Raw genomic sequence first — 13,266 nt, 5'->3', positions numbered from 1 at the left:
CTCCTGGCGGCTGCCGGGCTTGGCCTGATCACCGGTTTCGTCGCGCGGAAGTTAGGGTAGGGGATTGTCATGCTGACCATGGCTGCAGAATCGGCCGCGCTGCTCGTCGCGGCTTTTGCAATGTTCGCCGCGATCGGCTGGCTCATGGCCGGCAAGCGCAAGGCCGTCAAGCGCGTCAGCGTATTTGACGAGCCTGCGATCGAAGACGCCGTCCCGGCCGCCGAGCCGGAAGTCTATCAGTACGATGTCGCCAGGGCTGCCGAGCAGTTTACCTCGGGCGTCGTCGTGCCGTTCAAGATGCCCGTCGCGCCCGAGCCCAAGGCCGAAACGCCGGCGCCGCAACCGCAGCCCGGCCGCGAAGACCGTCCGGCCTATGCCTTCGACATGGCGGCCTCGCGCTTTACGCCGTCGCCGGCGGCTCAGCCCGCGCGCCTCGATCCCAATCTGCGTGGCCGCGTGTCGAGCCTGGCCAGCATGACGCCCGACAGTGTCGAGGCCGCCGTGCAGCAGGCCGGCAGCGGCCTTGAGCCCATGCGTCTCGACAGCCCGCGCGGCCCGGTCGACGACCTGACGGTTATTTCGGGCATCGGGCCCGGCAACCAGCAGGAACTGAACGCGCTCGGCGTCTATCACTACTGGCAGATCGCCGGCTGGACGCCCGAAAACGTTGCCTGGGTGTCGAACCGCGTCCGCTTCCCCAAGCGTATCGTGCGCGAAAACTGGATGTCGCAGGCCGCGCGCCTGGCGCGCCTTCAGTAGGCTTACGCTCTCGGCAGGCTCAGGCCCAGTGAGGGACTGAAGCGGAACTGTTCGCGGTTATAGCTGTGCAGTTCGGCGGGGCGGCCACCCGTGTCTTCCCGCATGGCGCCGAGCGGCGTGACAAAGCCTGTTCTCTCCAAAGCCCGGCGGAAGTTCTGCTTGTGAAGGCCGATCCCCGACAGGGCTTCGAGCGAGCGTTGCAACTCCAGCAGGGTAAAGCGCTCGGGCATCAGTTCGAAAATCACCGGACGGTATTTCAGCTTGCCGCGCAGGCGCGACAGCCCCGTGGCGGCGATACGGCGGTGGTCGGACGCCATCGGCTCGCCGCTTAAACCGTCGCCGTCGCTCAAGCCCTGCGCGCGGCGCGCCTCGCGCGTCAGGCCGGCGTCATACAGCAATTCATAACGGTCGAGCACGCGCTCTTCGTTCCACAGGTCGAAGTCGCGGGGAAACAGGGTCTCGACACGCAGGTCCCGTACGCCGGTTTCGTCGGCCGCCACCCAGGCGTCGAGCGCCGGGCGCAGGCGCTCAAGCGGTACGTTACCGCCGCCGCGCCAGTCTTCCCACGGGAAGAAGCGGTTGAACGGCACCCAGGCGGCGTCGAAGCCCGCCTGGAAGGCGCGATTGTTGGTCAGGCCCAGGTAGCCGACCGATATGATATGGTCGCCGGCATTGGCGCCGTCGAGCACGGTTTCTCGACCGACATCGCCGAAACTGTAGAGCTGCTCGGCATAGCCGATGTCGAACCCCGTCTGCTCGCGCACGAAGGCCTTGAGCGCCAGGTCGAAGGTGCGGTGGCTCTTCGGCACGAACGGGCCGGAGGGCAGGGCGTAGGCGGGGCCTGCGCCGTCGCGCGGCAGGTTGCGGCACAGGACGACGGCCTCGTTGTCCTGGACCGCCACGACCACCACGGACAGTTCGATCGCCAGCGCCATGCCTATTTTCCCATCTGCTTGAGCAGGGCCTCGACGCGCGCGACGAAAGCGATCTGGGCTTCGCGCGGCGGCAGGGGCACGATCGTCAGGTCATAGCCGTCGGGCGGCTCGCCGAAGAATTGCCGCGCCTCGCTCTCGCTGAAGCCGACCAGTTGCGTCGCCTCGAAATAGGCGCAGGCGTGGTCGGCGCGCTTGATCAGCACTTTCAGGGCCTGGGGCATCAGCGGCGGCAGGCCGAAGCGGATGTGAATAGCCTGTTCGAGATGCGCTTCGAAGCGCTTGTAGTCGAAGCCCAGCGCCGCCTTGAACGGTGAGATCATGTCGCCGATCACGTATTCCGGCGCGTCGTGCATGACGGCCATCAGCCGTTCGGCCGGCGTCATGCCGGGTTTGATATGGGCGCAGATGTCCTCGACGACCAGGCAGTGCTGGGCGACGCTGAAGCCGTGTTCGCCGACCGTCTGGCCGTTCCAGCGCGCCACGCGCGACAGGCCCAGCGCGATATCGTCGATCTCGATATCGATGGCGTGCGGATCGAGCAGGTCCAGCCTGCGGCCGGACAGCATGCGCTGCCAGGCACGCGGTGGCTGGTCCTTTGTTTTCGCTGAAGATTTGGCGATGGATCGGGCTGTGGGCATGATACGAATACAGGCGAAATGTCACATCGGGATTTTATCGATGCGGCGGTATAATCCATAAGCGGCAAAGGCCAAGGCTTACGCGAATCACAAACTGTGCACAATAAGCCGTAGGCGCAAGAAAAAGACGGAGGCGAAGATGGCCAACAAGGGACAGGCGTGGTCGCGGATTACCATTCCGGTGAGCGGCGCAGCCACCGAGGTCAAGACGCTGCAGATCGCCGCCGGCATCGCCGAATCGTTCGAAGCCGAGCTCAACGTCCTGTTCGCGCCGCCCGATCCGGCCGAACTATCGCCCTGGCTGGGCGAAGGCTTCATGGGCACGGTGCAGATGTCGACGCTCGACAGCCTGAAGGCCGCCACCGAAGAATCCGAACTGATGGCGCGCTCGCATTTTTCCGCTGTCGCTTATGGCGAAAAGACCTTTGCCGCCCTGGAATCGCCCGTGTGGCAGGATCTGGCGGCCGAGACGCGGCTGTCGGACCTCGTCGTGTTCGGCGAAAACAGCGCCAAGGGCCAGGGCATGCTGGCCGAAGCCTTCCAGCAGGTGTTGATGGAAGAGCGCGCGGCGGTCTTCGTGGCGCGTCAGCCGTTTGAAATCACCGGCACGGCGGTGGTCGCCTGGGACGGCAAGGAGCCGTCGTCGCGCGCCGCCCGCCGGGCCGTCGCCATCCTGAAAAAGGCGTCCAGGGTCGTGGTGATCGGCGCGCCGTCTGGCGACAATCCGCCGAAGCTCGACCGGCTGGCAGCCTATTACGCCGCCCACGGCATCGCCGCTGAAGTCGACGTGCTGCAAAAGGGCGAGATCCATACGACCCTGGTCGAGGCCGCGGAACGCCACGGCGCCGACTATATGGTCGCCGGCGCCTATGGCCGGTCGCGCATCCGCGAATTCGCGTTCGGAGGCACAACGCGGTACCTGCTGCAGAATACCGGCCTGAACCTGTATATGGCGCACTGATCGGTAAAGGGGATCCACGGATTACACAGATTTTTTAAGGGTTTAGCCACGGATGTCCGAGCTGGGCACCCTGTCTGTGGAAATTGAATAGAGTGCGCTTCGCGCCTTTGTTATCCGTGTCGTCCGTGGCAGCGACCCAATCTGTGAAATCTGTGTAATCTGTGGATTTCACTTACTTATTCTGGCGCAAACCGCTTCATGACTGCCGCCTTGACCTCTGCCATGACTTCCGTCCAGTCGGTCATCGACGACGAGAAGAAGACCTTTGACTTGGGATACCAGGGGAAGCGATCGGTGCCGAGGCTCGTCCAGGCATTGGCCGGAGAGACGATCCAGATTTCGGTGCCCACGGCGCCCGCGATATTGCTGGCCGCGTTGGCCGGGCCCAGCACGCAGTCCAGCGCCGACATTAGCGCAGCCAGGTCATCGAGATCGTGCATCAAATCTATGCCCGGCGGCGTCCAGATATCGCGGCCCGTGGCCAGGGCCTGTTCCATCTCTTCTGCCGTATCGCCGTATTGCAGATTGACGAACTGCACGCCGGGCACTGCCAGGACGTCCAGCCATTCGGCAAATGGCGCGTAGTAACGGTCGCGGCGCGAATGCCGGACCCGCGACTTCCACAGCAGGCCGACCTTGGGCAGGTCGTTCAGGCCGGCTAGCTGTGCCTTCCAATAGCCGACTCGCCCGGGATCGGCCTTCAGGAAGGCCGGCTTTTCGAAATCGGCGACGGCAGGCCGATAGCGCGGCAGGAACTGCCCCATGATCGCCCAGGCGTGGTATTGCGACCAGTCCTCGATTTCCGGGAAAAGACGCGCGGGCCCCGTCTTCAGCCGTGTCGTGTGATGGTGCGTCACTGAACACTTTGGAAAAGACCGCCGAAACAACGATACCAGCCTCGGTTCGACGCCGATGGTGACGTGTCCTTCCGGGCCGACCTCTTCGAGCAGGTCGGGCAGGATGCCGGCGAACATGATCTCGTCGCCCAGGCCCTGTTCCGCCGACACGAACAGGCGCTTTCCGGCGACCGGCTCCTCGCCCAGGCGCGGGCAGGCGATATCGTAATCCAGGCTTTCGATCGTGCCGGGCGTTTCGCGCGCCCGGTACCATTGCCAGCCGCTTTCGAGATCGCCCAGGCTGAAACCGGCATGGGCGATGCCCATCGAACAGGTGCGGATATTGTCGGGTCCGCCCAGCCCCGGCAGGGCCTGGACCAGGCAGTCGCGGCCCTGGGCGACGTGACCGCGAAAAATCAGGTTGTGGCCGAGGTTGTTCAGCGCGTGGGCGTGGCCCGGAAAAAGGCGCAGGGCCTCGGCATAGGCGACGCTGGCCGCATCGGCGTCGCCGCGCGCGTCGAGGATAGTGCCCAGCCCGTTCCACAGCGGCGCGCTGCCGCCCCGTGTTTCGATGATCTGCGTCAGCATCCGTCCGGCTTCGTCGAACCGGCCCTGGTCGCGCAGGACACTGGCCAGGGCGGCGGCGCTGTCGGCGTCGCCCGGCCGCAGGGTCAGGACGTGGACGAAGAATTTTTCAGCCAGTTCGAGATGGCCGGTGCGGTAAGCCAGCCGGCCGAGATCAGTGGCGACGATGGCGTCGTCCGGCGCCAGCCGCAGCGCCGACTGATAGCAGGTGAAGGCCGTATCGAGATCGCCCTGACGTTCGCGGGCCACGGCCAGGGCGTGCCAGGCGGGGGCCAGCCGGTCGTCGAAATGCAGGGCGCGCATAGCGGCATCCGACGCGCCAGCCCAGTCGCTGGTGCGCAAAGCCGCCAGGGCTTCGGCGAGGGCCTCGGTCTGGGGGGCGGCGGGCGAGGGGGCGTCGGCGTCGGAGCTCATCGTGGGATTAGGGGCGCGCCGGGCAGGATTTCAACTCTTTTTGTTAACAATCGCGCCGCTTAAGACTCCCTTAATCGAAATACGTGGATTAACCTTTTGCGGTCCGCGTGAATGGGGCGTCCAGGGGAATTCGCGGTGTCGAAAACCTGATGTTAACTTGCGGGGGGTTATACAGGCCGGAACGGTTTCCGTCCTGCGTGCCCTCGCAAGAGACTGAATGCGGCCGGAAACATGAAGGAAAACCAATGCCTTTAAAACTGTCGCTCAAGCCCGGAGAGAGGTTTGTCCTCAACGGGGCCGTGGTTCAGAATGGCGATCGCCGCTGTTCACTGGTGCTGCAGAACAAGGCGTCGGTCCTGCGTGAAAAGGACATCATGCAGTCCGAGGAAGTCGATTCCCCGGCGCGTCACGTCTATTTCCCCGTGATGATGATGTACCTGGATGAAGCCGGGGCCGACAAATACTACGATGAATTCCTGCGCCGCATGACCGAGTTCATGAGCGCGATCTCGAACCCGAACGTCCTTGCCGAGTGCGTCGTCGTCTCCAAGGGCATCATGGTCAAGGAATACTACAAGGCGCTGATGGGCTGCCGCAAGCTCATCGACTACGAAGACGAACGACTCGGAAGGAAACCGGAGTAACCATGTCGCTCAAGGCGTATCAAAATACAGCGGCCCGCGCCGAAAACCCGCGCCAGACCGAGTATCGCCTGTTCGGTCAGGTGACCCGGGCCCTGCTCGACGCGGAAAAGATGGACAAGTCGAAGATTGCCGAACGCATGGAGGCGCTCGACTGGAACCGCCGCATGTGGTCGGTCCTGGCGGCTGACTGCTCGGTCGAAGGCAATGGCCTTCCCGTCCAGGTCCGCGCCAACATCATCTCGCTGTCGATCTGGGTCAACAAGCATACCTCCCTGGTCATGCGCAGCCAGGAAGAGATCGGGCCGCTGATCGAGATCAACCGCATCATCATGCAGGGCCTGGCGCCGCAGGGCGCTCAGGACGATCCGGTGGCCTCCGGGACCGCCAACTTCCGTCCTTCGGCGGTCTGATACGAACCGCAGAAATATCGAAAAGCCCGGGTGGAAGCGCCCGGGCTTTTTGCCGTCCGCCGCGCACTGCTCTCAAACAGGGCATGATAATACGCGCGCCATTCGGCGTCCGGGCCGCGCAAAGACTGCCAAAATTGCCCGCCGGGCACAAATTGCCGGTTCTTTTTCCGTGCCGGATCAAATGCTTGTGCCGATTCTCCTTGCGGCAAGCGTAAAAAATCAAGGTTAATCAACGTGGTAAATTTTTTCTGACGGATGGCCCGGGTGGCCCCGGCCTTGCTCCTGCATGGGCAGGCCAAAATGGCCTTGCGGCAAAAGCCGTTCAAATCCCCGTCCAGAATGGAAAGGAACCACCGAATGTCGAACGTTTCGGTTAACACCAACGTGGGCGCGATGGTCGCGCTTCAAAACCTGAATGCCACCAGCACGATGCTGCAGGACACCCAGAACCGGATCTCTACCGGGTTGAAGGTGGCCAGCGCCAAGGATGACGGTGCGGCCTACGCAATTGCGCAGACCCAACGCGCCACGGTTTCGTCGCTGGATGCCGTTAAGGATTCGCTCAACCGGGGTACCTCTTCCGTCGACGTCGCCATGTCTGCGGGGGAGAGCATTTCGGACATGCTTACGCAGATGAAGGAGAAGGCTCTCGCCGCTTCGGACACTTCGCTGGACACGACCAGCCGCTCGGCCCTGAATGTCGATTTTCAGGCCCTGCGCGATCAGATCACCAAGACGATCAGCAATGCGACGTTCAACGGTATCAATCTGATCAATGGCTCGCTGACCGTGCTGACTGTCCTGGCCAATGCCCAGGGGTCGCAAAACCTGACCGTCAACGCCCAGGACCTGAGCCTCGGCGGTTCGGTTGTCACCCTGTCGGCTGCGGCCGGCTTCACGACCGCCACTTCGGCCAGCGCACTGCTGACGACGATCGACAGCTCGATCACCAACGTCTCCAGCTCGCTCGCCCAGTTCGGCACCTCGTCGAAGTCGTTGGCGGCGCACATGAACTTCATCGGCAAGCTGCAGGACTCGATCACGGCCGGTATCGGCAATCTGGTCGACGCCGACATGGCGAAGGAAAGTGCCAAGCTCCAGGCGCTGCAGACGAAGCAGCAGCTGGGTGTCCAGGCCCTCTCGATCGCCAACCAGGCGCCGCAGATGACGTTGAGCCTGTTCAAGTAAGCACCTGGAGCGGCGTGAAAACGTCGCGGCCGGGTAAGCGAACGCGAGAAACGCGACCAGACAGGCCGGGGGAGGGACGTCGTCCCGAACCCGGCCGCCCATTCTTTTGGCGCCGCTCCCATGCCTTTGGCACGGGGCGGTTTTTTGCATCCGGAATTCGATAAAAAGCGGCGTTTTCCGCCCGTTTTGCGCGGCAAATTCTGCCCGCCTCGGCAAATATTGCCGAAATGGCGCCCGCGCCCGGCAAATTTTGCCGACTTAAGGCGGGGTTAATGGCGGGTTAAAATCAATTTAATCAAAACTTTGCGGTGCGCTGTCACCGGTGGCCGGTCTGGCCCCGGGTTTGCAGTTACGTGCGCAGGCAAAATGCCGCCGGTCGACAAAATGTCACCGGATTTTCAAGAATGAAGGATAGAGACGAAATGTCTTCTTCGGTTAATACCAATGTCGGGGCCATGGTTGCCCTGCAAAACCTCAATGCCACCTCTTCCGACCTGATGGCCACCCAGACCCGCATTTCGACGGGCCTGAAAGTCGCCAACGCCAAGGATGACGGTGCCGCTTACGCCATCGCCCAGACCCAACGCGCTACCGTTTCGTCGCTTGACGCCGTCAAGGACTCGCTGTCGCGCGGCACTTCGGTGGTTGACGTCGCCATGTCGGCCGGTTCCTCGGTCTCGGACATGCTGACCCAGCTGAAGGAAAAGGCTCTTGCCGCCTCGGACACGTCGCTCGACACCACGTCGCGCGCGGCCCTGAACTCCGACTTTACCTCGATCCGCGACCAGATCACCAAGACGCTGTCGAACGCCACGTTCAACGGCATCAACCTGGTCGACGGCTCCAAGGCCAACATCACCGCGCTCGCCAATGCCGACGGCTCCGGCAAGATCACGGTGTCGGGCCAGGATATGTCGCTGGGCGGCTCCATCGTCAGTCTGTCGGCTGCGGCCGGCTTCACGACCGCGACCTCGGCCGCGGCGCTTCTGACCACTATCGACACCTCGATCAGCAACGTTTCGTCCGCGCTGGCCAGCCTCGGTACCTCCTCGAAGGCCCTGGATAACCACCTGTCGTTCGTCGGCAAGCTCCAGGACTCCATCCAGGCCGGTATCGGTAACCTGGTCGACGCCGACATGGCCAAGGAAAGCGCCAAGCTGCAGTCGCTGCAAACCAAGCAGCAACTGGGCGTCCAGGCGTTGTCGATCGCGAACCAATCGACGGGAACGGTGCTCAGCCTGTTCCGTTAACCGGCGAAGAGGGGCGGCGCCATTCCGGCGCTGTCCCTCCCGCCTTTCTAGCAGAGGGCGTTTCGGTTTCTCCCCAAGGCCGGACGCAATACGGAGATGATCAATAATGTCGTGAATTTCCCGCAGACCCCCGATCCGGCGTACGTTCGTCCCGAAAAGACGGATGCGCCCAAGGCGGTTACGGCTGCGGAAGGTAGTGGTAAATCCAAGGATGCCGGCGATCAAAGCGATCTCGGCGGCGGCGGCAACAGCAGCGCAAAGGAATCGATTCCCGATTATCAACTGCGTCTGACCGTCGACAAGGACCCCAAGTCGGGCGAGTGGATCTACAAGGCCATCGACCGCGCTACGGGTGAAGTGGTTAAACAGTTGCCGCGGCAGGAACTTCTCGATATGAGAAATTCCAGCGATTACAAGGCGGGATCTGTAATTAAAACAGACGTTTAGGGTTCTCCCTGAAAATCTGCCTGTAAAATTGTCCACCGCGTATGGTTAATGCGCGGCAAAACCCGTTTGCGTCCGTTAACCTTTTGCTTACCATATTGGTTAAGACTCGAGTGAGTCGTCCAAAATGGAGGTTATACGGGCAATGTCCGTAAGCATTCACACCAATACGTCCGCTATGATCGCGCTTCAGAATTTGAATGCGTCGAACAAGCAGCTCGAAGACGTACAACAAAAAATTTCCACCGGTCTCGCCGTTTCGACTGCCAAGGACAACGCTTCGGTCTACGCCATCGCTCAGGGGCAGAGGGCGGATCTCGGCGGTCTCAACGCCGTCAAGGACAGTCTGCACCGGGCGTCCTCCATCGCGGACGTGTCCATGGCGGCCGGCGAGTCCGTGTCCGACCTGATGAACCAGTTGCGCGAAAAGGTCGTCGGCGCAATGGATACGTCGATCGACACCACATCGCGCAATGCCCTGAACGGCGACTTCCAGTCGATCCTGGGGCAGATCCAGCACATCGTCGAAAACGCCACCTTCAACGGCTCGAACATCCTTAACGGATCGCTGTCGACCAATATCCAGTTCATCGCCAATGCCGACGCCAATTCGGTCATTACGCTGAGCGTCCGCACCATGTCGCTGGGCGGTCCGATCCTGACGGTGACGTCGCAGTCGGCGCTGTCGACGCCGACCATCGCCTCGCAGATCCTGAGCCAGGTCGACACCTCGATCCTGAACCTCAACGCCAATCTCGGCGCCCTGGGTTCGCAGGCCAAGCAGATCGAAGGCCACCTGGGCTTCGTCGACAAGCTGACCGACGCCATCACCGGCGGTATCGGCAACCTGGTCGACGCCGACATGGCCGTGGAAAGCTCGAAGCTGCAGGCCTTGCAGGTTCAGCAGCAACTGGGCACGCAATCGCTGTCGATCGCCAACCAGTCGCCGCAGCAAATCCTGGCGCTGTTCAAGTAAACAGCCCCCTTTACTATGATTTCGCATGGGCCTGTGCCGTTTTGATACGGCGCAGGCCTTTGTTTTTCAAAGAATTGCCGAAAAGAATTGTCTAAAATTTACGACTCTTAAAGGCTGTTAAAAGATACTGACAGGGCGTGTTGTAAGGTAACCTGTCGTGACGATCTCGTTTGATTCGAGCCTCCTGACGTCCTACTACAACGCCAAGGCCGGTGTAGCAGGGGCCTCGGCGTCCTCTTCCGGCGCGTCTTCATCCAGCACCTCGTCCTCGGATAAAACCAACTCGCCCACCGGTTCGGATACGGCGCCGCGCGCGCCGTGGAATTCCAGCACCGCGGATGCCGACGAGAATAGCCTGGTCACCAGGATCCTGTCGGGCCACAAGTTCATCGACAGCTCGTCGCAGTCGAGCATCGAAGGCGCTTCCCCCGACTACAACAAGCTTTTCAGCCTTTACCAGGGCATGAGCGCCCTGCAGGGACTGGCGCAGAAGGCCAAGGACGGCAAGCTGTCGGACAATGCGCTGGCCCAGGTGCAGCGCCGTTTCACGGCCGGCATGAAGGAAGTCGACGCCTATATTTCGGACACCAAGTTCGACCACGTCAACCTGACCGAAGGCACGCTGACCAAGGAACTGAAGAACACGGTCGGCGTCGCCAAGACCAATACGACCTATACGGCCGACGCGATCTCGACCGGCTCGGCCTCGTCGTCGGTCAAGGCTTTCGAGGGCGACGTCCAGTTCAAGATGACGATCAAGAAGACCGGTACGGCGACGCCGTTCGAGGTCAATATCGATCTCAGCAAGATGCCCACGGGGCAGACGCGGTCGATGTCGAATGTCGTCAGCTTCATCAACGACAAGCTGAAAGAGCAGGGGCTGTCGACCAAGTTCGCCGTCAACCGCACGCCGGCGCAGCCGACGACCCAGACGGTCAACGGCAAATCGGTGACGATCGCCTCCGGCCAGGACAGCTATGGCCTGCAGATCAAGGGCGTGTCGTACGAACAGGTGACCTTCAGCGCGCCGGACACGTCCGACGCCGTCTATGTCATGCAGACGACGGGCGATCCGACCAAGAAGATCACATCGACCAGCAAGACATCGACCGACTCTACGACCAGTTCGACCACCACGTCGTCGACCGACAAGACGAAGTCGACCGACGTGACCTCGTCACTGATGAAGTTCCAGACGACCGATGGCGCGCAGGGCACGGCCCTGGCCGATCCGATCTCCAAGGTCGGCGACAAGTACTGGGTGCAGGGCGAATCCGAACAGACGGCGCTGCCCGACACGGTGGCCAATGTCCGCCAGTCGGTGGCGGGCGCCGACGGCTCGGTCTATGTGCTGGCCGACGTCAACGGCACGGTGTCGAGCCAGGATATCAAGGGCACGCAGGACGTCGCCCTGATGAAGTACGATTCCGCCGGAAACCTCGTCTATACGCGGACGCTCGGCGCGTCCGAAACGGCGACCGGTTATAATATGGCGGTGTCGTCGGACGGCAAGGTGGCGATCACCGGCTCGGTGACGGGCGCACTCGATATTTCGCAGACGACGACGCGGACCTACGGGACGGGCAGCACGGCGGTGTCGTCCACCTCGACCAGCAATGTCAGCACCACGGGCGCCAGCCCGACGACCTCGGACAGTTTCGTCACCGTGCTCGACTCGTCGGGCGTCGAACAATGGACGCAGCGCCGCGGCGCCTCGGCCGAGGACGAAGCGACAGCCGTGGCCTTCGGCGCCGACGGCTCGGTCTATGTCGGCGGCCGCACCAAGTCGACCATGCCGGGCGCTTCCGGCGGCCAGGTCGGCAGTTGGGATTCGTACCTGATGGGCTTCTCGGGCGACGGCAAGCCGGCCTTTACCACCCAGGGCGGAACGACGGGCAGCGATACGGTGGCCAACATCGTGGTCAACGGCAATACGGTCTATACGTCGGGCGTCGAAAACGGCGACGCGGTCGTCAAGTCCTACACGATCGGTTCCGCGACCAGCACGGACGCCAATGGCGTGTCGACGACCAAGACGACCGCGACCTTGGCGTCTTCGCGTGACCTCGGCGGCATCGGCGGCGGCAATATCAGCGGCATGTCGCTGTATAACGGCAAGATCTATCTCGGCGGCTCGGCCGGTTCGGACAAGCTGCTGGCCAGCGGCACTGTCACCCACGGCTACTCCGGCGGTTATGACGCCTATGCCCTGTCGATCGACTCCAATCTTGCCAATACCGGCACGGACACCATCGCCTATTTCGGCGGCACGGGCGTCGAAAAGGACGCCAAGGTCCAGTTCAACAACGGCACGGCATGGATTGCCGGCTCGACGACGGGGGAGCTTAACGGCACCACCATGCTGTCGACGGCGACCAAGGCGCAGGACGGATACCTGGCCAAGCTCGACATCGCGACGGGGACCGGCACGGTCGTGGCGCGCTTCACCGGCACCGACGGCAAGGTCACGCCGAACGCCATCGCTGTTGCGCCCGGCGCTTCCAGCGTGCTCGACCGCCTGGGCCTGCCGCAGGGCAAGCTGCTCTATACGGATTCCAACCAGATCACCGCCGGCACCAGCGTGCGCACCGGCGACCAGTTCTACATGGTCGATCCCGATTCCGGCGTGAAGAAGACCATAACCATCGACGCCAACGAGACGCTGGACACCCTGGCCAAGAAGATCGTGCGCGCCTCGGGCTACAAGCTCGACGTCAGCGTCTCCAAGGTGCTGGGCAAGCAGCAGAACCAGCTCGACATCAAGCCGGCCAACGGGTCGAGCAAGATGGAGTTCGTCGCCGGTCCGACCGGCCGTGACGCCCTGGCAGGCCTCGGCCTCGAGCCGGGTATCGTCAGCTCGACGGCCGGCAGCCTGATGGATTCGAAGGCGGTCGATTATCTCAAGTCGCAGAAGAATATGGGCCTGGACTTCGATACGTCGCTGACCCTCAATTCGGACAGCGCGATCTCCAACGCCCTCGACAAGCTGGCGGCCTCGATCAAGGGCGTCCAGCGGGTCTATACCTACCTGAAGTACGGCGACCCGCAGGAAAGCGACAGCAAGACCAAGGGCAACGGCAGCGGTGTCGCGCCGGCCTACCTGACCAGCCAGATATCGAACTACCAGGCGGCCCTGGCGCGCCTGTCCGGCGGCCAGCCGACCAGCACGGCCAGCCTGCTGCTGGGCGGTTGACGCGTACGCCTATCATAAAAAAGCCGCACAGCG

Annotated in this window: 12 protein-coding genes; 9 read left to right on the top strand and 3 right to left on the bottom strand. The window is 62.6% G+C overall.

The window, feature by feature from the left end; translation table 11 throughout:
- The first annotated feature begins 69 nt into the window (after positions 1 to 69).
- Positions 70 to 759, top strand: coding sequence for a hypothetical protein (locus AB8717_RS13195; RefSeq protein ID WP_443747790.1), 690 nt, complete (start codon positions 70 to 72; stop codon positions 757 to 759).
- 2 nt (positions 760 to 761) lie between these two features.
- Here AB8717_RS13195 and AB8717_RS13190 read toward each other — a convergent pair whose 3' ends face one another.
- Positions 762 to 1,694 carry an NUDIX hydrolase gene (locus tag AB8717_RS13190; protein ID WP_443747789.1) on the bottom strand — a complete coding sequence of 311 codons (933 nt, stop codon included), beginning with the start codon at positions 1,692 to 1,694 and terminating at the stop codon, positions 762 to 764.
- Positions 1,695 to 1,696: 2 nt separating this feature from the next.
- The gene (locus AB8717_RS13185) at positions 1,697 to 2,260 is read right to left on the bottom strand and encodes a YfbR-like 5'-deoxynucleotidase (RefSeq protein ID WP_443747788.1); all 564 of its coding nucleotides are present in this window, start codon (positions 2,258 to 2,260) and stop codon (positions 1,697 to 1,699) included.
- 211 nt (positions 2,261 to 2,471) lie between these two features.
- Here AB8717_RS13185 and AB8717_RS13180 point away from each other — a divergent pair, with 211 nt between their 5' ends.
- Positions 2,472 to 3,293 (top strand): universal stress protein, encoded by an 822-nt coding sequence (locus AB8717_RS13180; RefSeq protein ID WP_443747787.1) that lies wholly within the window; start codon positions 2,472 to 2,474, stop codon positions 3,291 to 3,293.
- Positions 3,294 to 3,469: 176 nt separating this feature from the next.
- Here AB8717_RS13180 and AB8717_RS13175 read toward each other — a convergent pair whose 3' ends face one another.
- Positions 3,470 to 5,128, bottom strand: a complete 1,659-nt coding sequence (locus tag AB8717_RS13175; protein WP_443747786.1) for a tetratricopeptide repeat protein — start codon at positions 5,126 to 5,128, stop codon at positions 3,470 to 3,472.
- A gap of 245 nt (positions 5,129 to 5,373) precedes the next feature.
- On the opposite strand from AB8717_RS13175, the gene flbT reads away from it, so the two are divergent.
- From flbT to AB8717_RS13140, 7 genes are all read left to right on the top strand, one after another.
- A complete protein-coding gene (gene flbT, locus AB8717_RS13170; RefSeq protein ID WP_443747785.1) occupies positions 5,374 to 5,772 on the top strand; it encodes a flagellar biosynthesis repressor FlbT in 399 nt (132 codons plus the stop codon).
- A gap of 2 nt (positions 5,773 to 5,774) precedes the next feature.
- The gene (gene flaF / locus AB8717_RS13165) at positions 5,775 to 6,182 is read left to right on the top strand and encodes a flagellar biosynthesis regulator FlaF (protein ID WP_443747784.1); all 408 of its coding nucleotides are present in this window, start codon (positions 5,775 to 5,777) and stop codon (positions 6,180 to 6,182) included.
- Positions 6,183 to 6,539: 357 nt separating this feature from the next.
- Entirely contained in the window at positions 6,540 to 7,370 is an 831-nt protein-coding gene (locus tag AB8717_RS13160) for a flagellin (protein ID WP_443747783.1), read from the top strand.
- A 422-nt stretch (positions 7,371 to 7,792) separates the two neighbouring features.
- Entirely contained in the window at positions 7,793 to 8,620 is an 828-nt protein-coding gene (locus AB8717_RS13155; protein WP_443747782.1) for a flagellin, read from the top strand.
- A gap of 96 nt (positions 8,621 to 8,716) precedes the next feature.
- Positions 8,717 to 9,067, top strand: a complete 351-nt coding sequence (locus AB8717_RS13150; protein WP_443747781.1) for a flagellar protein FlaG — start codon at positions 8,717 to 8,719, stop codon at positions 9,065 to 9,067.
- Positions 9,068 to 9,209: 142 nt separating this feature from the next.
- Complete coding sequence (locus AB8717_RS13145; RefSeq protein ID WP_443747780.1) at positions 9,210 to 10,040, top strand: flagellin; 831 nt, start codon at positions 9,210 to 9,212, stop codon at positions 10,038 to 10,040.
- A 157-nt stretch (positions 10,041 to 10,197) separates the two neighbouring features.
- The gene (locus AB8717_RS13140; RefSeq protein WP_443747779.1) at positions 10,198 to 13,233 is read left to right on the top strand and encodes a transcriptional regulator; all 3,036 of its coding nucleotides are present in this window, start codon (positions 10,198 to 10,200) and stop codon (positions 13,231 to 13,233) included.
- The last annotated feature ends 33 nt before the right edge of the window (positions 13,234 to 13,266 follow it).

The sequence above is a fragment of the Asticcacaulis solisilvae genome (assembly GCF_052327315.1).
GTDB lineage: Bacteria > Pseudomonadota > Alphaproteobacteria > Caulobacterales > Caulobacteraceae > Asticcacaulis > Asticcacaulis solisilvae_B.
This window is presented reverse-complemented; position numbering and strand designations above follow the sequence as displayed.